Genomic DNA, 23,092 nt, shown 5'->3' on the forward strand with positions numbered 1-23,092 from the left:
TACGCCAAATCCCTTTAAGCTTTACTCATATTTTTAAAACAACTAACCCATGGAGCCAAGACCATGAGCAATAAAGGGCAACTTTTACAAGACCCGTTCCTCAACACCCTGCGCCGGGAGCATGTCCCGGTTTCGATCTATTTGGTCAATGGCATCAAGCTGCAGGGCCAGATCGAGTCCTTCGATCAGTATGTGGTGCTGCTCAAGAACACGGTTACCCAGATGGTCTATAAGCATGCCATCTCCACCGTGGTTCCCGCCCGCCCGGTCAACCTTCAGCACGAACAGTCTCAGGATTCCTGATCGATCCTGCCTGGCAAGACACCTGCGCGGCCGGCTCTGCCGGCCGCGTCGTCTGACGGGGCGCGTGCGGTGCCGTGGCGGTTTTCGCTGCGGCAAGGCAGCCGAGTTTTTCCTTTTCCGCATCCGCGCCTACTGAGAACACCATGTTTGAACGTCCTTCCGCCGGCGAGCGCGCCGTTGTCGTCCAACTCGACTTCGGCCGCCGCGACATACAGGAAGACATGGAGGAGGTCCGCCTCCTCATCGAATCCGCCGGCGGCCAGGTCGTCGCCGAGGTCACCGGGCGCCGCCAGTCCCCCGATCCCGCCATGTTCGCGGGCAAGGGCAAGGTCGAGGAAATCGGCGCCGCCATGCGCGCCGCCCAGGCCGACCTGGTGGTCTTCAACCACGAGCTTTCTCCGGGTCAGCAACGCAACCTGGAGCGGGAGCTGAAGTGCCGGGTGGTGGACCGCACCAGCCTGATCCTGGACATCTTCGCCCTGCGCGCCCAGAGCGCCGAGGGCAAGCTACAGGTCGAGCTGGCCCAACTCGAACACCTGTCCACCCGCCTGGTGCGCGGCTGGACCCACCTGGAGCGCCAGCGCGGCGGCATTGGCCTGCGCGGCCCCGGCGAAACCCAACTGGAAACCGACCGCCGCCTGCTCGGTATCCGGGTCAAGGCACTCAAGGAGCGCCTGGCCAAACTGTCGCGCCAGCGCGGCGTGCAGCGCAAGGCGCGGATGCGCGGCGACCAGCTCAACGTCTCCCTGGTGGGCTACACCAATGCCGGAAAATCCACCCTGTTCAACGCCCTGACCAAGGCCGGGGTGTACGCCGCCGACCAGCTGTTCGCCACTCTGGACACCACCTCTCGCAAGGTGTGGCTGTCCGAGGTGGGGCAGGTGGTGGTGTCCGACACGGTGGGCTTCATCCGCGATTTGCCCCACTCCCTGGTGGCGGCCTTCCAGGCCACCCTGGAGGCCACGGCCCAGGCCGACCTGCTGCTGCACGTGGTGGACAGCGCCTCCCCGGCCCGGGACGAGCAGATCGCCGAAGTGAACAAGGTCCTGAACGAGATCGGTGCCGCGGCGGTGCCCCAGGTGCTGGTGCTCAACAAGGCCGATCTGACCAGCCTGCCCGCGGCAGTCGAGCGGGACGAGTATGGTAGAATCCGCCGCGTTCGTATCAGCGCCAGGACTGGCGCGGGGCTCGATCTGTTGCGCGACGCCCTGGCCGAGATTGCCCGGGATAAAACCCGCCATGCCGCTCCGCCTCCGGTGGATGATGCTTTCCAGGCAGAACCCGCAGCGAGCCTCCCGCCTTCCCGCGACAGCGGCGACAGTGCGGAGTTGGCTCCTCCCTCTGACCGCTCTACCAACCTGAACGAACCCTATGATTTCGACCATCGGACTGCTCATGTCCCTCAATGACCCCCAGTGGGGTCGCGGGGGCAACGACGGCCGCCGCCCGCAAGGGGGGCCGCCGGACCTGGAAGAAGTGTGGCGCGATTTCAACCGCAAGCTTTCCGGCATTTTCGGCAAGAAGGGCGGTGGCGATGGCGGTCGGGGCGGTAATGGCGGCATGCCCGAAATGAATCCCAAGCTGTTCGGTGGCGGTATCGGCGTCGTCGCGGGCCTGGTGCTGCTCGCCTGGCTGGCCAGCGGCTTCTACATCGTCGATGCCTCCCAGCGCGGCGTGGTGCTGCAGTTCGGCCGTTTCAAGGAAACCACCGAGCCGGGCCTGCGCTGGCGCCTGCCTTACCCGATCGAGTCCCACGAAGTGGTCAACCTGACCGGCGTACGCACCGTCGAGGTCGGCTACCGGGGTAGCGAGAAGAACAAGGTGCTCAAGGAAGCACTGATGCTCACCGACGATGAGAACATCATCAACATCCAGTTCGCGGTGCAGTACATCCTCAAGGACCCGGTCGAATACCTATTCAACAACCGAGGTCCGGACGACGCGGTGATGCAGGCCGCCGAAACCGCCATGCGCGAAATCGTCGGCAAGAGCCAGATGGACTTTGTCCTCTACGAAGGCCGCGAGCAGGTCGCCGCCCAGGCCCAGAAGCTGATGCAGGACATCCTGGATCGCTACAAGACCGGCGTGCTGATCTCCAAGGTCACCTTGCAGAACGCCCAGCCGCCCGAGCAGGTGCAGGCTGCCTTCGACGATGCGGTCAAGGCCGGCCAGGACCGGGAGCGGCAGAAGAACGAAGGCCAGGCCTACGCCAACGACGTGATCCCCAAGGCCAAGGGCACGGCGGCCCGCCTGCTTGCCGAGGCCACCGGCTACAAGCAGCGCGTGATCGCCCAGGCCGAGGGTGACGCCTCCCGCTTCAAGCAGGTGGTCACCGAGTACGCCAAGGCCCCCGAAGTGACCCGCCAGCGTCTCTACCTGGATACCATGCAGCAAATCTTCTCCAACACCAGCAAGGTGATGGTGGACGCCCGGGGCCAGGGCAACCTGCTCTACCTGCCCCTGGACAAGCTGATGCAGGCTACCGGCGCCGTTGCGCCGACACAGGGCGGTGCCGCTCCTGCCGAGTCCGCCCCGCGCAGCGCCGCGCCCACGGTCATTCCCAATGACGTGCCGCCCCAAGTGGAAAAGCAGTCCGACTACCGCAACCGCGATTCCCTCCGGTCCCGCGACCGGGAAGCCCGGTAAGGGGACGACGCCATGAAAAGAAACCTCAGCCTCCTTGGTGGCATCGCCGCCCTCGCTCTCGCCGTGCTGGCCATGTGCCTGTTCACCGTGGATCAGCGTCAGTACGCCGTGGTCTTCCAGCTCGGCGAAGTCAAGCAGATCATCACCGAGCCCGGCATCAAGCTGAAGTGGCCGTTCATTCAGAACGTGCGCTACTTCGACCGCCGCATCCTGACCCTGGACTCCAACGAGCCGGAACGCTTCATCACCTCCGAGAAGAAGAACGTCCTGGTCGATTCCTTCGTCAAGTGGCGCATCGTCGATCCCAAGCTCTACTACATCTCGGTGGGCGGCGACGAATCCCGCGCCCGTACCCGGCTTTCCCAGACGGTGAACGCCGGTCTGCGCGAGGAGTTCGGCAAGCGCACGGTGCACGACGTGGTGTCCGGCGGCCGCGACAAGATCATGGAAGACATGCGCGTCAAAGCCGACCTGGATGCGCGCAAGATCGGCGTGCAGATCGTGGACGTGCGCCTGAAGCGCGTCGAGCTGCCCCTCGAAGTGTCCGAATCGGTCTACCGCCGCATGGAGGCCGAGCGCAAGCGGGTCGCCAACGAGCTGCGCTCCCAGGGCGCCGCCGAGGCCGAGAAGATCCGCGCCGACGCCGACAAGCAGCGCGAAGTGATCATTGCCGAAGCCTACCGGGATGCCCAGGTGGTCAAGGGCGAGGGCGACGGCAAAGCCTCCGCCATCTACGCCCAGGCCTTCGGCCAGAATCCTGAGTTCTACGCCTTCTACCGCAGCCTCGACGCCTATCGCAACAGCTTCAAGAGCAAGAGCGACGTGCTGGTGGTGGACCCGTCCTCCGACTTCTTCAAGTACATGAAGAACGTAGGCAAGGGCGGTAAATGAGTGAAAACCTGCTGCTCGCCTTCGCGCTGATGCTGGTGCTCGAAGGCGTGCTCCCTTTCCTCGCCCCCAAGGCCTGGAAAGACACCTTTTCCCGCCTCGTCCAGCTCAACGACGGTCAGATCCGCTTCATCGGCCTGACCGTCATGCTGGCCGGGCTGATGCTGTTGATGGTCTTCCGTTGATGAACTGGCTTCTCCCCGAACACCTGGCCGATGCGCTGCCCGCCGAGGCGGCCCGCATCGAGCGCCTGCGCCGCACCCTGCTGGACGTTTTTCGCGTCCATGGATATGAATTTGTCATTCCGCCGCTGCTCGAATACCTGGAATCCCTGCTTACCGGCTCGGGCCAGGACCTCAAGCTGCGCACCTTCAAGCTGGTGGACCAGCTGTCCGGGCGCACCCTGGGGGTGCGGGCCGACATGACGCCCCAGGTGGCGCGCATCGACGCCCACCTGCTCAACCGTAACGGCGTGGTGCGCCTGTGCTACTGCGACAGTGTGCTGCACACCCTGCCGGCCTCCCTGCACGGCACCCGGGAGCCGATCCAGCTCGGCGCCGAGCTGTATGGCTACGCCGGCCTGGAAGGGGACCGGGAGATCATTCGCCTGCTCGCCACGGTGCTCGACACCGCCGGCGTTCCGGCCACCCGCATCGACCTCAGCCACTTCGGCATCTTCACCGCCCTGGCCGAGGCCGCCCGCCTGTCCGGCGACCGGGCCGAAGAAGTGTTCTCCCTGCTGCAAAGCAAGGATGTGCCGGGCCTGGCCGCCGTGGTCCAGGGCCTGCCTGCCGAGATCGGCGCCGCCCTGCAGGCCCTGCCCAACCTCTACGGCGGCCGCGAGGTGCTCGACGAGGCCGCCCGCATCCTGCCAGACCTGCCGGCCGTCGCCGCCGCCCTGGCCGACCTGCGTACCCTGGCCGACACCCTGCCGGGCCTGCCCCTGTCGTTCGACCTGGCGGATTTGCGCGGCTACCACTATCACAATGGTGTGGTGTTCGCCGTCTATACCGCCGGGGTGCCCAGCGCCGTGGCCCACGGCGGCCGCTACGACGGCGTCGGCAGCGCCTTCGGCCGGGCCCGCCCGGCCACCGGTTTCTCCCTGGACCTGCGCGAGCTGGCCCGCTACGCCCCGACGGCGCCCCAGGCGGGCGCCATCCTGGCCCCCTACGCCGGCGACGACGCCGGCCTGGCGGCGGCGGTGGCGGCTCTACGCCGCTCGGGCGAAACCGTCATCGAACTCTTGCCCGGCGAAACGGCGGTGGAAGGCGTGGCCTTCGACCGGCGCATCGCCCGGGTCAATGACTCCTGGATTCTCGAACCTATCTCGAAGGACTGAAGTACATGGCTAAGAACGTCGTCGTCGTCGGCACCCAATGGGGCGACGAAGGGAAGGGCAAGATTGTCGACTGGCTGACCGAGAACGCCAGCGGCGTGGTCCGCTTTCAGGGCGGCCACAACGCCGGCCACACCCTGGTGGTGGGCGACAAGGAATACAAGCTCAACCTGGTGCCCTCGGGCATCGTCCGTGAAGGCGTCGCCTGCTACATCGGCAACGGCGTCGTCCTCGACATCGAGCACCTGCTCAAGGAAATCGACACCCTGGAAGCGGGCGGCATCGATGTGCGCTCCCGCCTCAAGGTGAGCGTCGGCTGTCCCCTGATCCTGCCGTTCCACCGCGCCGTGGACCTGGCCCGGGAAGCGGCCAAGTGCGCCGACAAGAAGATCGGCACCACCGGCAAGGGCATCGGCCCGGCCTACGAGGACAAGGTGGCGCGCCGCGCCCTGAAGGTGCTCGACCTGTTCAACCCGGGCCAGTTCGCCGACAAGCTCAAGGAGTTGATGGACTTCCACAACTTCATGCTGACCCGCTACTACAACGCCGAGGCGGTGGATTACCAGAAGGTCCTGGACGACACCCTGGCCCTGGCGCCCCGCGTCCTGCCCATGGCGGCCGACGTGTCGGTGCTGATCCACGCCGCCCACAAGGCCGGCCAGAACCTGCTGTTCGAAGGCGCCCAGGGCACCCTGCTCGACGTGGACCACGGCACCTACCCGTTCGTCACCTCCAGCAACTGTGTGTCCGGCCAGGCTGCGGCCGGCGCCGGCGTCGGCCCGGGCATGCTGCACTACGTGCTGGGCATCACCAAGGCCTATACCACCCGCGTCGGCGGCGGCCCCTTCCCCAGCGAACTGCCGCTGGAGCCGGAAGGCGGCGTCGGCCACCACCTGTCCACCGTGGGCCGCGAGTTCGGCACCGTCACCGGCCGCACCCGCCGCTGCGGCTGGTTCGACGCCGCCGCGCTGAAGCGCTCCATCCAGATCAACGGCGTGTCCGGCCTGTGCATCACCAAGCTCGATGTGCTCGACGGCATCGAAACCATCAAGCTGTGCACCGGCTACAAGCTGGACGGCAAGGTGGTGGACATCCTGCCCGTGGGCGCCGAGGAAACCGCCCGCTGCGAGCCGATCTACGAAGAGATGCCCGGCTGGTCCGAGAGCACCGTCGGCGCCAAGAGCCTGGACGCCCTGCCGGCGGCTGCCCGCGCCTACCTGGACCGCATCGCCGCGCTGACCGAGACCCCGATCGACATCATCTCCACCGGTCCCGACCGGGAAGAGACGATCCTGCGCCGCCACCCGTTCAACGGTTGAGCGGAACAGGGGATCGCTCCCCGCGACAGCAAAAGGGCCGACAGATGTCGGCCCTTTTGCTTTGTTCCAACGGGATCGGAAGGCGGACAGCAGGCTGCCCCTCAGCCCCCCGCCGCGTCGGCGAAATAGGCGCTGGGCGGTACGCCGAACTGGCGCTTGAACATGGTGGCGAAGGCGCTCGGGCTGCTATAGCCCAGGTTCAGGGCCACGTCCACGATCTTGCTGCCGGTGGCCAGCTGTTCCAGCCCTTCGAGCAGCCGGGCCTGCTGGCGCCATTCGCCGAAGGTCATGCCGGTATCGCGGCGGAACAGGCGTTGCAGGGTCTTTTCTGTCACCCCCAGCCGGCCGGCCCAGTCGCCGAGCGGCGTGGTGTCGTCGGGGGCCGCCAGCAACCCGTCGCACAGCCGGGCCAGGCGCTCGTCCCGGGGCGTGGGCAAGTGCAGGGGCAGCACGTCCATCTGGGTGATCTCGTCGAGCAGCAGGCGCATCAGCCGGCCGTCCCGGGAGTCGGCGGAGTAGGGCAGGGGCACCGCCACCGCGGCGACGATCAGCTCGCGCAGCAGCGGCGAGACGCCGATCACCGAGCAGTCCCGGGGCAGGCCGGGGGCCGCATCGGGGCGGATGAACACGGTGCGCATGCGCACCCCGCCGACCATGCGGTTCCAGTGCTCGGTGCCCCCCGGCATCCAGATCGCCCGGGTGGGGGGGACGATCCAGCGGCCCTCCGGGCTGTTGACCACCATCACTCCTTCCACCGCGTAGATCAGCTGGGCGTTGAGGTGGGAATGGCGGCAGGTGATCTCGCCGGAGCGGTAGTCCGCCGCCAGTCCGGTGACGGGCAGGTCGCTACGGTCCAGGCCGTCGTCGAAATGGTGGCTGGTCATGTCTGTTTCGCGAAAGGTGTTGTCTCATTATCGCAGGACGGGCGAATTTTTCGCCGTTAGGATGCCGCTTCGATCACAACAAGCCGGCCTGATCCGGCACCCCAACCCCATGGAAAACACCCTCGCCACGCCCGCTGCCGCCGCTGGGGATGCCCAGCGCACCGGCTTCCGGGTGCTCGGGGCGATCAGCTTCGCCCACTTCCTCAACGACATGATCCAGTCGTTGATCCTGGCCATCTACCCGCTGCTCAAGGGCAACTTCGGCCTGAGCTTCGCCCAGATCGGCCTGATCACCCTGGCCTACCAGTTGTCCGCCTCCCTGCTGCAACCCCTGGTGGGGCTGTACACCGACCGCCACCCCAAGCCCCATTCCCTCTCGGTGGGCATGGGCTGCACCCTGGCGGGCCTGCTGCTGCTGGCGGTGGCCCCCGACTTCATCACCGTGCTGGGGGCCGCCATGCTGGTGGGCACCGGCTCGTCGATCTTCCACCCGGAATCGTCCCGGGTGGCGCGCATGGCCTCGGGCGGGCGCCACGGCCTGGCCCAGTCCATCTTCCAGGTGGGCGGCAACGGCGGCAGCGCCGTGGGGCCCCTGCTGGCGGCCTGGATCATCATCCCCAACGGCCAGGCCAGCGTCGCCTGGTTCGCCCTGGCGGCCCTGCTGGCCATCGCCGTGCTGTGGCAGATCGGCCGCTGGTACCGGGTCCAGCAGGCCCTGCAACGGGCCCGGGGGGGCCACGCCAAGGCCCAGGCTTCGCCCCTGCCGCGCCGCACCGTGGCCCTGGCCATGGGCGTGCTGATGCTGCTGATCTTCTCCAAGTATTTCTACCTGACCAGCTTGCAGAGCTACTACACCTTCTACCTGATCAGCCGCTTCGGCCTGTCGATCCAATCGGCCCAGGTGCACCTGTTCCTGTTCCTCTTCGCCGTCGCCGCCGGCACCATCCTGGGCGGCCCCATCGGCGACCGCATCGGGCGCAAGCGGGTTATCTGGGCGTCGATCCTGGGGGCCGCGCCCTTCACCCTGGCGCTGCCCTACGCCAACCTGTTCTGGACCGGCGTGCTGACGGTGATCATCGGCTTCATCATGGCCTCGGCCTTCTCCGCCATCCTGGTGTTCGCCCAGGAACTGATCCCGGGCAAGGTGGGCACCGTGTCGGGCCTGTTCTTCGGCTTCGCCTTCGGCATGGGCGGCATCGGCGCCGCGGTGCTGGGCCGGCTGGCCGATGCCTGGGGCATCGAATACGTGTACTGGCTGTGCTCGTTTCTGCCCCTGCTCGGCATCTGCGCCGCCTTCCTGCCCAACCTGGCCAAGCCGGCCCGGCCGGCGCACTGACCCGGGCGTACCCGGTGTGCCGTCCTGGAACAGAGGCGGCACGCCGGCCTCCGGTTGTTCCAATCCGGCACAGCCGGAGGCCGGGCGGGAAATCTTCCGGGCGGCGAACGGCCCGCTGCCGCTGGCCCGAGGCAGCAGGCGAGGGGCCGGAAAGCCGCTCGGGACCGGGCATTCTTCCCTTGCTCAGGATGGGGCGCGTACGTCGGGAAGAATTCCCGGGTCGGGGGGAATGGAGCTTGCCTCTTGGAGGGGACACCTATACCAAGAGGAGACCTGCTCCATGTCGTTACCGCGCCCCCGCCTGCCATCCCGCCGTTCCGCATCCCGCTCCGGGGCGAGACGCGCGATGCCCCCGGCCTTCCGCCTGATCGTTGCCGCCGCCCTGGTGGCCGAGGCCCTGGTGGCCGAGGCCCTGGCCCACCCGGCCATCGCCGCCGGGAATTCTTCCGCCGCCGCTTCTGCCACCGCTTCCGCCGTTTCTTCCCCGGATCAGGCCGAAGCCCCGCCGGTGACCATCGTCGGCACCGCGCCCCTGCCCGGCTTGGGCATCGACCGGGACCTGCTGCCCTACGAGGTGCAGACCGCCTCCAGTGACGACGTGGCCCGTTCCCTGTCCTTCAACCTGACGGACTTCATGGATCGCAACCTGACCGGGGTGAACACCAACAACATCCAGGGCAACCCGTTCCAGACCGACGTCACCTTCCGCGGCTTCCGCGCCTCGTCGATCCTCGGCACGCCCCAGGGCCTGTCGGTCTACCTGGACGGGGTGCGGGTCAACGAGCCCTTCGGCGACGTGGTCAACTGGGACATGCTGCCCGAGGCGGCCATTGCCGAAACCACCCTGGTGCCCGGCTCCAACCCGGTCTACGGCCTCAACACCCTGGGCGGCGCCCTGGCCTTCACCACCAAGTCGGGCCTGACCCACCCGGGCTTCACCGCCGACCTGTCCTACGGCAGCAACAACCGCCAGCGCCTCGACCTGGGCTACGGCTGGCGCGGCGGCGACGGCTGGCACGCCTTCGCCGCCGGCACCCTGTTCGCCGAAAACGGCTGGCGCGACCATTCCCCCAGCGACCTGGGCAACGGCTTCTTCAAGATCGGCCGTACTCTGGGCGCCACCAGCTGGGATCTCACCTACCTGGGCGGCTCCAGCCGCCTGCTCGGCAACGGCCTGGTGCCGAGCTACCGCTGGGCCGACGGCCGCTTGCAGAACGGCCTCTACGAGGACAGCCGCAGCGCCGTCTATTCCTACCCGGACGAAACCCGCAACCGCCTCAACCAGGTGGCCTTCAACGTCAGCCACTGGCTCGACGACAAAACCCAGCTGGCGGGCATGGTCTACAGCCGCAGCAGCCGGCGCAGCGGCACCAACGGCGACGTCAACGACGAATACGCCGACTACGTGGAGGACTGCGAAAACGGCTTCAACGCCAACGGCACCCCGAAAAAACCGGCCAAGTGCCCCTACACCCGGGCCCAGGGCGCCGCCCTCAACAACGCGGTGCTCAACGACACCCAGGCCAGCCAGGACAGCTACGGCGCCACGGTGAACCTGTTCAAGGAAACCCGGGACCACCACCTGACCCTTGGGGCGGCTTACGACGCCAGCCGTTCCAGCTACTACCGCTACGAGCAGCTTGGCTGGTTCACCGCCGACCGGGGCGTGGTGGCCGACCCGACCTCGCCCCGCACCATGGAAGCGGGCGTTCGCGGCCACGCCGAGAACGTGGCGGTCTATGGGGCCGACACCTGGGCGCTGCTTCCCGGCACCCACCTGACCTTGTCCGGCCGTTGGAACCAGGCCCGGGTGACCAACACCCTGCTCGATCCCAACGGCGGCGACCAGCCCCGGGAGAGCTTCACCTACCGCAAGTTCAACCCGGCCATCGGCCTGGCCCAGAAGGTGGGCGGCGGCGTCACCCTGTTCACCTCCGCCTCCCAGAGCAACCGGGTGCCCACGGTGATCGAGCTGGGCTGCGCCGACCCGACCCAGCCCTGCCGCCTGCCGGTGGGCCTCCAGTCCGACCCCTACCTCAAGCAGGTGGTGTCGCGCACCGTGGAAGCCGGCTTCCGCTGGCAGCCCTCGGCCGATGCCTACCTGTCCATGTCGGTCTACCAGACCCTTAACCATGACGACATCCTGTTCATGAACGCCACGGCGAGCCAGATGGGCTACTTCGCCAACTTCGACCGGACCCGCTACCAGGGCGTGGACCTGAGCGCCCGCAAGCGCATCGGTGATGTCACCCTGCGCCTCAACTACAGCCACCTGGAAGCCACCTACGACGCCACCGGCACCATCAACGCCGGCGAGCGCACCATCCAGGTCAAGCCGGGCATGCAGATGGCCGGCCTGCCGCGGGAAACCATCAAGCTCGGCGCCGACTGGGCGGCCACCGGCAAATTCACGGTGGGCATGGACATGGTGGCCTATTCCCGACGCGTCACCGCCGGCAACGAAGACGGGTTGCGCGCCGACCCGGTGCCGGGCAAGGCCCCCAAGGTGGCCGACTGGGGCATCCCCGGCTACGCCCTGTTCAACCTGCGCCTCTCCTACCGGCCGGAAAAGGCCACGGAGTTCTACGCTGGGGTCTACAACCTGTTCGACCGGCGCTACGAGACCTTCGGCCTGCTTGCCCAGGACGTGTTTCCCAACGGCCAGCTGCTCAAGCCCCACGTGAACGCCCAGGATTCCGGCGAGGCCCGCTTCGTCGCCCCGGGGGCGCCCCGCTCCTACGTGGTGGGGGTGCGCTACCGCTTCATGTGATTGCCGATCATCGAGCCTCAACGGAAACGGCCCGGGGACTGCATGTCCCCGGGCCGTTTTGCATGGTGCAGCCCCGGCGGCAGCCTCGCTCGGGCTCAGGGCGCGGCGTTGGCCTGGATGTCGGCGACGATGGCGCGCAGCAGGGCTTCGGCCTGGCGCTGGCCCGGGGTGGCATCCCCCGGCGAACGGTAGGTGGCGTACACCGCCGGCGCCTTGCCGGGCTGGGGGGGCAGGGCGTAGAGGGCGATGGACAGTGGGCACATGGCGGCGTTGCGCGGATCTTCCTGGGCCAGGGTCCAGGCGATGCGGGCGCTGCAAAAGTGGAACACCTCGGCCTGGGCATATACCGGCGCCCCCATGCCCAGGTCCGGGCCGGTGCGCTTGAGCATCTCGCCGAAGCGGCTGGGTGGATCGAGCACCAGCCCCTTGGCTTCCACCGCTTCCACCAGGGCGTCCCGGGCCACGGCGTAGTCGCCGGTGGGCAGGGGCGTGGCCACCAGCTCGGGACCCTGGGCCAGGGCGGCGGTGGCGGCGAACGGCAGCGTCAGGCAGAGGCGGCGCAGGCGGGCGGGAAGGCGGAGCATGGGATCGATGGGGACCGGGAACGTGGCGGGAAGGCAGGGGAACGGTGGCGGGAAGCGGCCATTATCCGGAAGAACGGCGCGGACGTAAAAAAGGCGGCACCAGGGGTGCCGCCAAGCAGAAGGTAATCGCGAAGAACCGGGAGGTCAGAAGAAGATGATGCCCCCCAGCGACACCGTGGTGTTCTTGGCGTCGGCATTCAGGTCGAGCACGTTGTCGATCTTTTCCCGGTTGATTTCCCCCACCAGGGTCACGTACTTGTTGAGGGAGTGGTAGACGCCCACCGTCACCGCCTGGTTGCGGATCTGGCGGCCGGCATTGACCAGCTGGCCGTCCTTGTCGCTGTTGCGGCCGTAGTTCACGCCCACCTTGGTGTCGCCGAACTTGTAGGTGGTCTGCAGGAAGTAGCCGTTGGAACGGACCCGCTCGCCGGTGGCCGGGTTGCCGCCGCCGTTGAACAGGGCGCCCACGGTGGACAGGCCCAGGCCCCGGGCGGTGAAGCCGTAGGCCACCGCCTCGAAGTTGCCGTAGCCGACCTTGGCCCCCAGTTCCTGGCCGCTGGCGCTGTAGGTGCGCACGCCGGCGCAGCTGTCGCCGCCGAAGGTGGTGTTGGAACAGCTGGTGTTCTGCTGGATCAGGCCGCCCCACACCTTGCCGGTGGTGGTGCCCTTCCAGTCGTACTGGGCCATGGCCTGCACGCCCGGAGTCTTGGTCTCGTTGCCGGCGAACTTGCTCGGCTGGAAGATGCCCACGGCGCCGGAGAAGCCGTTCTTGGTCGGGGTGGTGTAGGTGATCTGGGGCTGGAAGCCGGTGTACATGTAGCCGTGGCCGATCATCCCGAAGGTGGTGTTGAAGGGGATGCTGGCCCAGGAGGTGCCGCCCACGCCGAGCAGGGTCATGTCGGAGAGGATGATGTTCTGGCCAAAGAGGCCGATGTCGCGGCCGAACTTGATGTTGCCCCAGTCCTTGTTGCCGAACTGGAAGTACACGTTGCGGGTGTCCACCTGGCTGTAGGGGCTGTTGGGCGGGTTGTTCAGGCCCAGGGCCTGGACGTTGGAGTTGTTCGACGGCAGGCCGACGATGGTGGACTGGTTGGAGATGCCCGGGGCGAAGCTGATGTGGGCCTTGATGTCCTGGCCGTTGGCGGTGGTGGTGGCGACGAAGTTGATCCAGCCGGGCAAGAGGCCGTTGGTCAAGCTGCTGTCGGTGGTCTTCACGGTCTGGCCGGTGGCGCGGCTGGTGAGCTGCATTTCCCGGGTCACCATGAAGCCGTTCACGGTGCCGTTGATGTCCATGGTCACGTCACCCTGGGTGAAGCTCACCGCCTGGGCGGCGCCGGGGCCGATGGCCAGCAGGGCGAGCGCCAGGGGGCGCAGGATCTGGGAATGGGTCATTGATAGTCTCCATGCATCTTTTTGATCTGGATACCGGGGGGCCGCAAAAAGGGCGTCCCGGACTCCTCCTTGAGTCCCGCCCCGGTAGGCGGGATGGATGCATAGGCGCGAGGGACGTGCCATGAACACAGGGTCCATGACGCGTAATCGCAACAATCAATAGGGTTGTCGATTTCAGGACGATTTTTTCGTTTTTTGACACCAGTCGTAACTTACGGCGGTGTCGATTATTTCGACATTGTTGCAGCCTGGGGCGTGCCGTCTGGCCCACTCTGAAACAGTTTTTTTCGTTTCATAATCATTGGCTTGGCTGTTGCTCCCGCCTGTTTTCGTTTGCGGCAATGCAGCAAAAAAAACGCCCCGGAGGCCGGGGCGTGAAAAGGAGGAGGAAACAACAAGAAACAACAGGAGACGAAACGGGAGGTGGCAGAGAGAAAAAGGAGGAAAAAACGGGACCGCCGGAACGGCGGTCAGTAGCGGTAGCGCACGCTCACCCCGGCCAGCCAGTTGCGGCCCGGGGCCGGCTCGTAGAAGCGGCCGTTGGCGTCGCCCACCACCACCGAGCCGATGTACTGGCGGTCGAACAGGTTGTCCACCCGGACGAACTGCTTGAACACCCAGGGGCCGCTCTTCTGCTCGGCGCCCACCCGCAGGTTGATCAGGGCGTAGCCCGGCGCCGCCTGCTGGGTGTTGCTGTCTTCCACGTACATCTTGCCCCGGGCGATGGTTTCCACCCCGGCGCTCAGGCCGGTGAGCGGGTCCTTCCAGGCCAGTTCGCCGAACAGGGTGGCGGCGGGCACCGCCGGGATGCGGTTGCCCGCGGGCACGGTGCCACTGCTGGTGCTGGTGAAGCTGTCGTCGTACACCGCCCGCAGGCCGGTGAGCGCCACCCGGCTGGTGAAGCCGTGGCTCCAGGTGCTGTCCACCGCCAGCTCCACACCCTGGCGCAGGGTGCGGCTGGCGTTCTTGTAGCTGGTGCGCCCGCCGCTGGAAATGTCCACCACCAGTTCGTCGTCGGTGCGCACCTGGAAGAGGGCCAGGTTGGCCCGGGTGTCGCTGCCCAGGAAGGCCTTGGCCCCCACTTCCAGGTGGGTGCTGCGGGCCGGCTTGAGGCCGAAGTTGAAGCCGTTGCCGTTGCCAGAATAGAACAGCTCGTTCAGGGTCGGCGTCTCGAAGCCCCGGGCGGCGCTGGCGTAGAAGTTGAGGGCCGGGGTGGCCTTGTACACCACCCCCAGCATGGGCGTGGTCTGGCTGTAGGTGAGCTTGCCGCTGTCGTTACCGTTGGCCAGGTACTTGTCGTCCACCTCCACCTGCACCCGGCTGTGGCGCAGGCCGGCGGTGAGGGACCAGCGCTCGTTCTGCCATTCGGTCTGCACGTAGGGGTCCAGGTTGGACACCGTGTCCACCTCGTTGCGACGCAGCTTGCCCATCACCCCGAAGGTGTTGCCGATGAAGTTCTCGTAGCCCTTGCGGTCGTCGCTGGAGCGGTCGTAGTCCAGGCCGGCGGTGGTGGTCAGGCGCCCGCTGCCCAGGGCCCGGGACATGATCCAGCGCAGGTTGACCCCGCCGAAGCTGCGGTCGAAATCCACCACCCCGCCGGAACTGCGCGGGTTGATCTGGGCCGCCTTGGGGATGGCCTGGTACTGGGTCACCTGGCGGCTGCCCGCGTAAGCGGTGATCTGCAACACGTCCTCGCCAAAGCGGCGCTCGTAGGTGGCGCCGCCCTGGGTGTGGTCGATGCTCTTGCGCGTGTTGTAGGTGAGGGCCGCCGGGTCCACGCTGCGCGGGTTCTTCTGGTAGGCGCCCCAGGTCAGGCCCAGGGGGTCCTGGGTGTCGTGCTGCCACAGCCCGTTGGCCACCAGGGTGAGCTTGCTGTCGGTATCGGGCCGGGTGGTCAGCTTGGCCATGGCCTGGTCCCGGGTGGCGGCGCTGTGGGGGCGGTAGCCATCGGTGCTGAAGCGGGAGCCGTCCAGCACGTAGCCCACGCCCCCGGCTTCGCCCTGGGCGTTCACATCGCCCTTCCAGGTGCCGTAGCTGCCAGCGCTGACCGAGCCTTCCAGGGTGGGGCGGCCCTGGCCGTCCCGGGTGAACATCTGGATCACCCCGCCGGAGTGGTTGCCGTAGAGGGCGGAGTAGGGGCCGCGCAGCACCTCGATGCGCTCCGCCGCGTCCAGGTCGAAGGTGGCCGCCTGGCCCTGGCCGTCGGGCATGGTGGCGGGAATGCCGTCGGCGATCAGGCGGATGCCGCGCACGCCGAAGGCGGAACGGGCGCCGAAGCCCCGGGACGAGATCTGCAAGTCCTGGGCGTAGTTCTGCCGGTTGAGGGCCACCAGCCCGGGCACCGAGGACAGGGCTTCGGAGACGTTCACCTTGGCCTGGGCGGCGCCGATGCGGTCCGCACCCACCACATCGATGGAGGCGGGCAGGTCGAAGCTGGAATGCTCGTTGCGGCTGCCGCTGATGACTACCGGGTCGAGGATCGCTTCCGGTGCATCGGTGGCGCCGGCGGCGGCGAAGGGCGCCATGGCGGCGAGGCCGAAGAAGAGGGGCGTGGAACGGACGGGCATGTGGATGTCTCGATGTTGTCGTTATGGGTGGGCGGCACCTTGCCGCACCATGGAAACGATTATTCCCACCGCGCCCCCGCCGGTCGCCGGGGGATTCGCCAACCAGCCCTAGCGAAAATCATGAGTCCGGACCGGGCGGCCGGGATGGAACGGAGTCAGAGGTTCAGGCTCAGGCTCAGGCTTCCACCAGGCCGCTGCGCACCGCCAGCAGGGCCATTTCGGCGGCGTTCTGCAGGTTGAGCTTCTGCTTGATGTGGTAGAGGTGGCTGCCCACCGTGCTCGGGCTGAGGAAGAAGTCCTTGGCCACGTCGTTGACCGAGCGCCCCTGGGCGAGCTGGAGGAAGACCTCGAATTCCTTTTCGGTCAGGGCCTCCACCGGATGGGCGGCGCTGCCCAGTTGGGCCAGGGCCACCGCCGGCGCCAGTTCCGGGTCCAGGTAGCGTTCGCCGGCGGCCACCCGGGCCACGGCGCGCAGGAACTCCTCCGGCGCGCAGCGCTTGCACAGGTAGCCCCGGGCGCCCAGGCGCAGGGCCCGGCTGGGGATGACCGCGTCCTGGTGGGCGGAAAAAACCAGCACCCGGGCCTCCGGGTGGCGGGCGAGGAGGCGTTCCAGGGCCGCCAGGCCGCCCATGCCGGGCATGGACACGTCGATCACCAGCACGTCCGGGGCCAGTTCGGCATAGCGGCGCAGGGCCGCCTCGCCGCTGTCGACCTCGCCGCAGACGTGGGCGCCGGCGCCTTCGAGGAGCAGGCGGAAGCCGAGGCGGACCACCGCGTGGTCGTCGGCGAGCAGGACGCGGGTGGCGTCGAGGCGGGGGCTCATGGGCGGTCCTCCTGTACGGCGGGGTCGGGGTGGGTGGCGGGCAGCCAGGCGCTGATGCGGAAGCCGCCCTCGGGCGGGGTGTCGAGGCGTAACCGGCCGCCCAGGGCGGCGATCCGCTCGCCCATGCCGGCCAGCCCCAGGCCGCAGCCAGTGGCGGGCGATATGGCGGAAAATTCGGCGGGTGAAACGGAGGGGGAGGGCGACAGCAGGGCGGCGGCGCCGATGCCGTTATCCGTCAGGCGCAGGCACAGGCCCCCGGCCTCGCCGTGCAGGGATAACTCAGCCCGGCTGGCCCGAGCGTGGCGGGCGATGTTGGTCAGCCCTTCCTGGACGATGCGCAACACCGCCTGGGCGAAGGGGGCGGGCAGGTCGTCCCGCTCCAGGGTCGGATTCGGGGCGAGATTCACCACCAGCACGGTTTCCGGGTGCCGCTGCCGCCAGGCGTCGGCCAGGGCCTCCAGGGCGGCGGCCAGGCTGCTGCCGGCGGGCTCGCGCAACCGGTGCAGGATGCGCCGCACCCCGTCCTGGATGTCGCCGGTGACGGCGACGATGTTGCGGGCGTGATCGGCCAGGGCCGGCTCGGCGGCGCTGCGCTGGACGATGGCGCCGGCCAGGGCGCGCACGGCGGTGATGCCCTGGGCCAGTTCGTCGTGCAGTTCCCGGGCGATGTCGCGGCGCTCGTCCTCCAGCCGGCCTTGAAGGCGGCGGGACACTTCCCGGGCGCTTTCGTGGCGCACGTTCTCGTCCACCGCTTCGGCTAGCCGGTCGGCCATGCCGTTGAAGGCCCGGGCCAGGCGCGCCAGTTCCGGGGCGCCAGTCGCCGGCAGGCGGGTGTCGAAGCGGCCGTTGCCGGTGCGGTCCAGGGCGGCCATCAGCCGGCCCAGGGGGGCCAGGGCCCGGTGGAGGGCGAGCAGGCAGCCGAGAAAGAGCAGGGCCAGCAGGCCCAGGGCCCAGCCCGCCAGGGCGCACAGCCCGTCCCAGGCGTCCAGGGTGGCCCGGGAGGGGTCCGGGGAGAGCACCAGGGTCAGGTTTCCGGCCTGGATGCGCCGGGGCGGAAAGTCCGGCTCCACCAGGGCGGCGAAGAACGCCGGGGCCACTCGTCCCGCCTTGTAGCCGGAAGGGGGCGAATGGTAGAGCCGGGTGCCGTCGGCGCCGAGCACTTCCAGGCTGTTGGCGCGAATCCGGCCCACGGCGGAAATCCGCGCCAGGAGGGGGGCGGGGCCGGCCTGGCGGGTCTCGCCGGCCAGGACCTTCAGCCACTGTTCGGCCACCCGGCTGGCGGCTTCCACCTCTTCGTGGATCGACGTCTGGACGCTGCGCGTCCACACCAGCCCCAGGACCAGCAACATGGCCGCCGCCAGGGCCGTCAGGACCAGGCCGATGCGGGTGTGGAGGGGCAGGGCGCGCATGGTGGTCGTCGCTGGGTTCAGGCCGGCTTGCGCAGCTGGTAGAGGATCGGCACGACGATCTGGAATTCCCGCTCCCGCAGGGCGGCGGGCACCGGAGGCAGCAGGGCCTCGGGCAACTGCTGGACCAGTTCCAGGGCGCTCCGGTCGAGCACGTCGAAACCGCTGGAATGGGCGATCTGGATGGCGACGATGGTGCCCTTGCGGGCGATGCTCAGTTGCAGGCGCACCTCTCCTTCCCAGCCGCGCATGGCTGCCAGGCGGGGGTAGTGCTGCTGCCGTTCGAGCAGGGACGACAGGGCGCGGCCGTAGCGGGCCAGGGCGTTGGGATCGTTGTCCCCCGGGGCGGCGGCGTCTCGGGCCTGGGCCGGGCCTTGGGCGGCGACGGTGGAAGGTGCGGTGGACGTTTCGGCGGTACCGCTGGCGGCTTTGGCGCCGGCCGGGCCGGTGTCCGCCTGAAGGGCGGGCGCGGTGAGGGCCGATTGGGCGGCGGTTTGGACGGGCACGGCCAGGGGGCGGGGCGCTTCCGCCCGGGGGGCGGCCTGAAGCGGGCGGTGACGGGCCTGGGGGGCGGCGGGCGCAGGCGGCGTTGCCGCCGGCGCGGCGGGGGGGGACGGCGATTGGGGGGAACGCAGAGGGGCCGACGCTGCGGCATCCAGGTACAGGGTGACCTGCAACGGCGGCAGGTCCGGCGGCGCGCCATGGGTCGCCCGGGGCAGCAACAGCACCGCCCCGTGCAGGGCCAGGGACAGGCCCAGGGCCACGACGAACAGCCGGGGCGGAGCGCCGGCCGGGGCGGTAAGGGCCAGGGTGGCGGCCATGGCTCCCGCCCTAGGGGCGGCCTCCGTGCCGGGCCAGGGCTTCCTGCTCGATGGCCGGGAAAAGGTGGCCGACGGAGCGCCGGTATTCGGCTTCGGAAACCGCCAAGGCAGCGATGTCCGGCGGCAGGGGCAGGGCCAGCACCTCGTTCATGTCCAGCCCGTCGTCGGCGGCCTGGCGCAGGGTGGCGTCGAGCCAGCGCAGGTAGTGGCGGGTCTGGCGGATCGGTTCGGCGGGGGGGGCCACCTCCCCGTGGCCGGGCACCACCAGGCTCACCCGGCCGCTGGCGGCGAGGCGTTCCAGGTGGTCCAGGGCCGCCAGCCAGTGGGCGATGTCGGCGTGGGGCGTGGTCGGGGCCCGGCCGTGGAACAGCAGGTCCCCGGCGAACAGCACGCCGGTGGCGGTGTCGAGCAGCACCAGGTCGGCGTCGGTGTGGCCCAGGTCGGCAATGGCTTCGAGGCGGTGCCGGCCGAAGTTCTGGGTGCCGGCGGCCACCGGGGCGGCGGGGGCCACCGCCTCGGTGCCGAGCATCCAGTCGCCGGAGAGGCGGTAGAGGTTTTCGGCGAAGGCGTTGCCGTCGCGGCGGATGCCGTCGATGGTGCCCGGCAGGGCGGCCAGGGTCGGGGCCGCAAAGGCCTGGTTGCCGAGGAAGTGGTCCGGGTGGTGGTGGGTGTTGAACACCCGCACCACCGGTTTGTCGGTGATCCGGGCGATGGCCTGGCGCAGTTGCTCGCCGTAGCGGCGCGAGGGGCCCGTGTCGATCACCACCACGCCGTCGTCGGTGACGATGAAGGCGGTGTTGACGATGTTGCCGCCGTTGCGCGGGGTGAAGTCCTCGTTGCGCCCCACCAGCACGTAGGTGTCGGCGGCGATGCGGCGCGGCGCCAGGGCGTAGTCGTAGTTCTGGTAGCTCTCTTCGCCGGCCCGGGCGGCGGCGGGCAGGGCCAGGGCGGCGAATAGGGCAATTTGGGCAACCTGGGCGGCCAGGGCCGGGAGCGCGCGGATGACGGTTTTCATTCGAGCCACGCCTGGATCAGGTTGCCGTTGTTGTCCCGGCCGCTCACCTGGATGCGGCGGGTGTCGTTGCCGGCCAGGTCTACGGTGAACACCGGGTTTTCGCTGACCGGCTCGTTGGGCTCGATGCGCATCAGGTCCCGGCCCTGGCCGTCGCGCAGTACCAACTCCTGGATGAAGAAGGCTGGAATGCCGCCCACCAGGCCGGTGTCCATGGGATGCACGATGCGCAGCCGGACCCGTTCCTGGCCCTGGCCGCCGTCGGTGGCCCGGGCGAACAGCCGGCCGCTGACTTCGCCGAGGCGGCGCTGCCATTCGGGGGATGCGGAGCCTACGGACGGGGCGGTGCAGCCGCCGCCGGTGGTGTTGACCCAGGCGCCCCCAACCCGCCACACGCCGTCGTCGCCGCGCACCGCGGCGCGCAGGGGGGTGGATTGTTGGAGCTTGACGCGGAATCCCAGGAAGGGCGTGGCCTGGCCCGGGTAGAAGCGCAGGATCTGGACGATCGGGTTGAAGTCGGCGAAGACCAGGATCTCGCGCACGCTGCCCGGCAGATCCCGGGCCAGGGCCGTGGCGTCCACGGTGATCGGCACGTTGAGCGGGTTTTCCGCCATGGACGGGGCGCTCACCTTGATGCGGGCGTCGAACGCCACCGGGGCGTCGGCGAACAGCTGGCGGCGCATGTCCTCCCAGCGGGCCGAATCCAGGGGGTCCGGGGCGGCGGGGGGCTTGGCCGCCGGGGCGGCCAGGGCCAGCCAGGGGGCGAGCAGCAGCAGCGCGCCGGCGGCGCGCAGGGTCTTCCTCATGTCTCCTCCTTGGCGGCGCCTGCGTGGGCGCCGCATCTCGATCGGGATTCGGTTTTCTCGTTTCCGTCTTAAGCAATCGCCATGCCGCGACCTGGCGGGGGGAGCCGACGCCGCCCGGGGGCGGGGCCGATGCCGGGGCGCTGCCCGCCGGGGCGTCCCCGGGTGTCGCACTTTGGTACAGGTGATGACATTTGAAGCAGTGCCGGGAGCCCGGCGGCGAGGGCGGACGGGAGGAGAGTGCCTCGGGGCCGGGAATTCTTCCCGATCCACGTTTTTGGCATGGGGATTGCAGAAAGGGGGGGCGGCGGCCCGCCTTGCGCCCCCGCGCGACCGGATCGGCGCGCGGGCCGCCGTCACCCGAACCCATAGCTATTACAACCGAGGAGGCATCTTCATGAAACGCAGCCGCACCCCACGAAACAAAGCACTGGCCCTGACGCTGCTGGCGTCGGCGCTGCTGGCCTTTGGCCAGGCATCGGCCAAGGAGGTGACCGACGCCGACATCGTCAACGACGCCAAGACCACCGGCGACGTGGTCAGCTTCGGCATGGGCACCCAGGGCCAGCGCTACAGCCCCCTTAACAAGGTGAACACCAAGACGGTGAAGGATCTGGTGCCGGTATGGTCCTTCTCCTTCGGCGGCGAGAAGCAGCGCGGCCAGGAATCCCAGCCCCTGATCTACGACGGCAAGATGTACGTGACCGCCTCCTACTCGCGCATCTTTGCCCTGGACGTGGCCACCGGTAAGAAGCTGTGGAAGTACGAGCACCGCCTGCCCGACGGCATCATGCCCTGCTGCGACGTGATCAACCGGGGTGCGGCCCTGTACGGCGACCTGGTCATCTTCGGTACCCTGGACGCCCAGCTGGTGGCCCTCAACAAGGACACCGGCAAGGTGGTGTGGAAGGAGAAGGTGGACGACTACGCCGCCGGCTATTCCATGACCGCGGCCCCCCTGATCGTCAAGGGCATGGTGGTGACCGGCGTGTCCGGCGGCGAGTTCGGCGTGGTCGGTCGCCTCGAGGCCCGGGATGCCAAGACCGGCAAGCTGCTGTGGAGCCGCCCGACGGTGGAAGGCCACATGGGCTACCGCTACGAGAACGGCACCAAGGTCGAGAACGGCATCAGCGGCACCCTCAACGCCACCTGGTCCGGCGACATGTGGAAGACCGGCGGCGCCTCCACCTGGAACGGCGCCACCTACGATCCGGACACCAACCTGATCTTCGTCGGCACCGGCAACCCGGCCCCGTGGAACAGCCACCTGCGCCCCGGCGACAACCTGTTCTCGTCCTCCACCCTGGCCATCGATCCCGACTCGGGCAAGATCGTCTGGCACTACCAGAACACCCCCCACGACGGCTGGGATTTCGACGGGGTGAACGAGTTCGTCTCCTTCGACTACAAGGGCAAGGACGGCAAGGTGGTCAAGGCCGGCGGCAAGGCTGACCGCAACGGCTTCTTCTACGTGAACGACCGGACCAACGGCAAGCTGCTCAATGCCTTCCCCTTCGTGCATGACCTGAACTGGGCCAAGGGCATCGACCTCAAGACTGGCCGGCCGATCTACAACGACGAAAACCGCCCGGGCGACCCGGCCGCCGGCAGCGACGGCAGCAAGGGCAAGGTGGTGTTCTCGGCGCCGTCCTTCCTCGGCGGCAAGAACCAGCAGCAGATCGCCTACAGCCAGCAGACCGGCCTGTTCTACGTGCCCGCCAACGAGTGGGGCATGGACATCTGGAACGAGCCCGTCTCCTACAAGAAGGGCGCGGCCTACCTGGGTGCCGGCTTCACCATCAAGGCCCTGCACGACGACTACATCGGCGCCATGCGCGCCGTGGATCCGGTCACCGGGAAGATCGTCTGGGAGAACAAGAACTACGCTCCCCTGTGGGGCGGTGCTCTGGCCACCGGCGGCGGCCTGGTGTTCTACGGCACCCCGGAAGGCTACCTGAAGGCGCTGGACGCCAAGTCGGGCAAGGAACTGTGGAAGTTCCAGGCCGGCACCGGCATCGTCGCGCCCCCGGTCACCTGGGAGCAGAACGGCGAGCAGTTCGTCGCCGTGGTCACCGGCTGGGGCGGCGCCGTTCCCCTGTGGGGCGGCGACGTGGCCAAGCGCGTGAACTTCCTGGAGCAGGGCGGTTCGGTCTGGGTGTTCAAGCTGCACAAGTCCTGACCGGTGCAGCGGTAGCGTCCCCC

Annotated in this window: 19 protein-coding genes; 10 read left to right on the forward strand and 9 right to left on the reverse strand. The window is 68.5% G+C overall.

All coding sequences use genetic code 11. The annotated features are described in order from the left end of the window. Positions 1-63 precede the first annotated feature (63 nt). From hfq to V7Z98_RS06055, 7 genes are all read left to right on the forward strand, one after another. Entirely contained in the window at positions 64-303 is a 240-nt protein-coding gene (gene hfq, locus V7Z98_RS06025; protein WP_293261897.1) for an RNA chaperone Hfq, read from the forward strand. 143 nt (positions 304-446) lie between these two features. Beyond that, positions 447-1,712 carry a GTPase HflX gene (hflX, locus tag V7Z98_RS06030; RefSeq protein ID WP_293261894.1) on the forward strand — a complete coding sequence of 422 codons (1,266 nt, stop codon included), beginning with the start codon at positions 447-449 and terminating at the stop codon, positions 1,710-1,712. Beyond that, a complete protein-coding gene (gene hflK, locus V7Z98_RS06035) occupies positions 1,699-2,949 on the forward strand; it encodes an FtsH protease activity modulator HflK (protein ID WP_334157333.1) in 1,251 nt (416 codons plus the stop codon). The genes hflX and hflK overlap by 14 nt, the downstream gene beginning before the upstream one ends. Before the next feature lie 12 nt (positions 2,950-2,961). Continuing rightward, on the forward strand, positions 2,962-3,840 hold the full coding sequence (gene hflC, locus V7Z98_RS06040) for a protease modulator HflC (RefSeq protein WP_293261888.1): 879 nt from the start codon (positions 2,962-2,964) through the stop codon (positions 3,838-3,840). Continuing rightward, entirely contained in the window at positions 3,837-4,022 is a 186-nt protein-coding gene (locus tag V7Z98_RS06045; RefSeq protein ID WP_293261885.1) for a DUF2065 domain-containing protein, read from the forward strand. Before hflC ends, V7Z98_RS06045 begins: the two co-directional genes overlap by 4 nt. Then, positions 4,022-5,176, forward strand: a complete 1,155-nt coding sequence (locus tag V7Z98_RS06050; RefSeq protein WP_334157334.1) for an ATP phosphoribosyltransferase regulatory subunit — start codon at positions 4,022-4,024, stop codon at positions 5,174-5,176. Before V7Z98_RS06045 ends, V7Z98_RS06050 begins: the two co-directional genes overlap by 1 nt. 5 nt (positions 5,177-5,181) lie before the next feature. Further along, on the forward strand, positions 5,182-6,492 hold the full coding sequence (locus tag V7Z98_RS06055) for an adenylosuccinate synthase (protein WP_293261879.1): 1,311 nt from the start codon (positions 5,182-5,184) through the stop codon (positions 6,490-6,492). A gap of 101 nt (positions 6,493-6,593) precedes the next feature. On the opposite strand, the gene V7Z98_RS06060 is transcribed toward V7Z98_RS06055, so the two are convergent. Next, a complete protein-coding gene (locus V7Z98_RS06060) occupies positions 6,594-7,376 on the reverse strand; it encodes an AraC family transcriptional regulator (protein ID WP_334157335.1) in 783 nt (260 codons plus the stop codon). 109 nt (positions 7,377-7,485) lie between these two features. Between V7Z98_RS06060 and V7Z98_RS06065 the strand changes: the two genes are divergently transcribed. Together V7Z98_RS06065 and V7Z98_RS06070 are read left to right on the forward strand one after the other, a co-directional pair. Then, a complete protein-coding gene (locus tag V7Z98_RS06065; RefSeq protein ID WP_334157336.1) occupies positions 7,486-8,712 on the forward strand; it encodes an MFS transporter in 1,227 nt (408 codons plus the stop codon). Positions 8,713-9,058: 346 nt separating this feature from the next. Then, positions 9,059-11,482 (forward strand): TonB-dependent receptor, encoded by a 2,424-nt coding sequence (locus V7Z98_RS06070; RefSeq protein WP_334157337.1) that lies wholly within the window; start codon positions 9,059-9,061, stop codon positions 11,480-11,482. 95 nt (positions 11,483-11,577) lie between these two features. Here the strand turns inward: V7Z98_RS06070 and V7Z98_RS06075 are convergent, their stop codons facing one another. The 8 genes from V7Z98_RS06075 to V7Z98_RS06110 form a co-directional block, all read right to left on the reverse strand. Beyond that, positions 11,578-12,066 carry a DUF302 domain-containing protein gene (locus tag V7Z98_RS06075; RefSeq protein WP_334157338.1) on the reverse strand — a complete coding sequence of 163 codons (489 nt, stop codon included), beginning with the start codon at positions 12,064-12,066 and terminating at the stop codon, positions 11,578-11,580. Between the two features lie 144 nt (positions 12,067-12,210). Continuing rightward, positions 12,211-13,458: a porin gene (locus V7Z98_RS06080; RefSeq protein ID WP_293261856.1), complete on the reverse strand. Its 1,248-nt coding sequence runs from the start codon at positions 13,456-13,458 to the stop codon at positions 12,211-12,213. Positions 13,459-13,928: 470 nt separating this feature from the next. Continuing rightward, positions 13,929-16,025 carry a TonB-dependent receptor family protein gene (locus V7Z98_RS06085; protein ID WP_334157339.1) on the reverse strand — a complete coding sequence of 699 codons (2,097 nt, stop codon included), beginning with the start codon at positions 16,023-16,025 and terminating at the stop codon, positions 13,929-13,931. A gap of 175 nt (positions 16,026-16,200) precedes the next feature. Next, complete coding sequence (locus V7Z98_RS06090) at positions 16,201-16,848, reverse strand: response regulator transcription factor (protein ID WP_334157340.1); 648 nt, start codon at positions 16,846-16,848, stop codon at positions 16,201-16,203. Further along, positions 16,845-18,257, reverse strand: coding sequence for a HAMP domain-containing sensor histidine kinase (locus tag V7Z98_RS06095; protein ID WP_334157341.1), 1,413 nt, complete (start codon positions 18,255-18,257; stop codon positions 16,845-16,847). The genes V7Z98_RS06090 and V7Z98_RS06095 overlap by 4 nt, the downstream gene beginning before the upstream one ends. A gap of 17 nt (positions 18,258-18,274) precedes the next feature. Continuing rightward, positions 18,275-19,075, reverse strand: a complete 801-nt coding sequence (locus V7Z98_RS06100) for an energy transducer TonB (protein ID WP_334157342.1) — start codon at positions 19,073-19,075, stop codon at positions 18,275-18,277. A gap of 10 nt (positions 19,076-19,085) precedes the next feature. Continuing rightward, positions 19,086-20,090 (reverse strand): quinoprotein relay system zinc metallohydrolase 1, encoded by a 1,005-nt coding sequence (locus V7Z98_RS06105; protein WP_334157343.1) that lies wholly within the window; start codon positions 20,088-20,090, stop codon positions 19,086-19,088. After that, the gene (locus V7Z98_RS06110) at positions 20,087-20,893 is read right to left on the reverse strand and encodes a quinoprotein dehydrogenase-associated SoxYZ-like carrier (RefSeq protein ID WP_293261838.1); all 807 of its coding nucleotides are present in this window, start codon (positions 20,891-20,893) and stop codon (positions 20,087-20,089) included. The genes V7Z98_RS06105 and V7Z98_RS06110 overlap by 4 nt, the downstream gene beginning before the upstream one ends. 394 nt (positions 20,894-21,287) lie before the next feature. On the opposite strand from V7Z98_RS06110, the gene V7Z98_RS06115 reads away from it, so the two are divergent. Beyond that, a complete protein-coding gene (locus tag V7Z98_RS06115) occupies positions 21,288-23,069 on the forward strand; it encodes a PQQ-dependent methanol/ethanol family dehydrogenase (protein WP_334157344.1) in 1,782 nt (593 codons plus the stop codon). Positions 23,070-23,092: the final 23 nt, after the last annotated feature.

Source organism: Oryzomicrobium sp., from assembly GCF_036820405.1.
GTDB lineage: Bacteria > Pseudomonadota > Gammaproteobacteria > Burkholderiales > Rhodocyclaceae > Oryzomicrobium.

Bases quoted from the DNA above. Each gene is read 5' to 3' on its own strand.
- V7Z98_RS06060 (WP_334157335.1), bottom strand. From the start codon at position 7,376: ATGACCAGCCACCATTTCGACGACGGCCTGGACCGTAGCGACCTGCCC.
- V7Z98_RS06075 (WP_334157338.1), bottom strand. From the start codon at position 12,066: ATGCTCCGCCTTCCCGCCCGCCTGCGCCGCCTCTGCCTGACGCTGCCG.
- V7Z98_RS06110 (WP_293261838.1), bottom strand. From the start codon at position 20,893: ATGAGGAAGACCCTGCGCGCCGCCGGCGCGCTGCTGCTGCTCGCCCCC.
- V7Z98_RS06100 (WP_334157342.1), bottom strand. From the start codon at position 19,075: ATGGCCGCCACCCTGGCCCTTACCGCCCCGGCCGGCGCTCCGCCCCGG.
- hflC (WP_293261888.1), top strand. From the start codon at position 2,962: ATGAAAAGAAACCTCAGCCTCCTTGGTGGCATCGCCGCCCTCGCTCTC.
- hflK (WP_334157333.1), top strand. From the start codon at position 1,699: ATGTCCCTCAATGACCCCCAGTGGGGTCGCGGGGGCAACGACGGCCGC.
- V7Z98_RS06080 (WP_293261856.1), bottom strand. From the start codon at position 13,458: ATGACCCATTCCCAGATCCTGCGCCCCCTGGCGCTCGCCCTGCTGGCC.
- V7Z98_RS06090 (WP_334157340.1), bottom strand. From the start codon at position 16,848: ATGAGCCCCCGCCTCGACGCCACCCGCGTCCTGCTCGCCGACGACCAC.
- V7Z98_RS06095 (WP_334157341.1), bottom strand. From the start codon at position 18,257: ATGCGCGCCCTGCCCCTCCACACCCGCATCGGCCTGGTCCTGACGGCC.
- V7Z98_RS06070 (WP_334157337.1), top strand. From the start codon at position 9,059: ATGCCCCCGGCCTTCCGCCTGATCGTTGCCGCCGCCCTGGTGGCCGAG.
- V7Z98_RS06085 (WP_334157339.1), bottom strand. From the start codon at position 16,025: ATGCCCGTCCGTTCCACGCCCCTCTTCTTCGGCCTCGCCGCCATGGCG.
- V7Z98_RS06045 (WP_293261885.1), top strand. From the start codon at position 3,837: ATGAGTGAAAACCTGCTGCTCGCCTTCGCGCTGATGCTGGTGCTCGAA.
- V7Z98_RS06115 (WP_334157344.1), top strand. From the start codon at position 21,288: ATGAAACGCAGCCGCACCCCACGAAACAAAGCACTGGCCCTGACGCTG.
- V7Z98_RS06050 (WP_334157334.1), top strand. From the start codon at position 4,022: ATGAACTGGCTTCTCCCCGAACACCTGGCCGATGCGCTGCCCGCCGAG.
- hflX (WP_293261894.1), top strand. From the start codon at position 447: ATGTTTGAACGTCCTTCCGCCGGCGAGCGCGCCGTTGTCGTCCAACTC.
- V7Z98_RS06105 (WP_334157343.1), bottom strand. From the start codon at position 20,090: ATGAAAACCGTCATCCGCGCGCTCCCGGCCCTGGCCGCCCAGGTTGCC.
- hfq (WP_293261897.1), top strand. From the start codon at position 64: ATGAGCAATAAAGGGCAACTTTTACAAGACCCGTTCCTCAACACCCTG.
- V7Z98_RS06065 (WP_334157336.1), top strand. From the start codon at position 7,486: ATGGAAAACACCCTCGCCACGCCCGCTGCCGCCGCTGGGGATGCCCAG.
- V7Z98_RS06055 (WP_293261879.1), top strand. From the start codon at position 5,182: ATGGCTAAGAACGTCGTCGTCGTCGGCACCCAATGGGGCGACGAAGGG.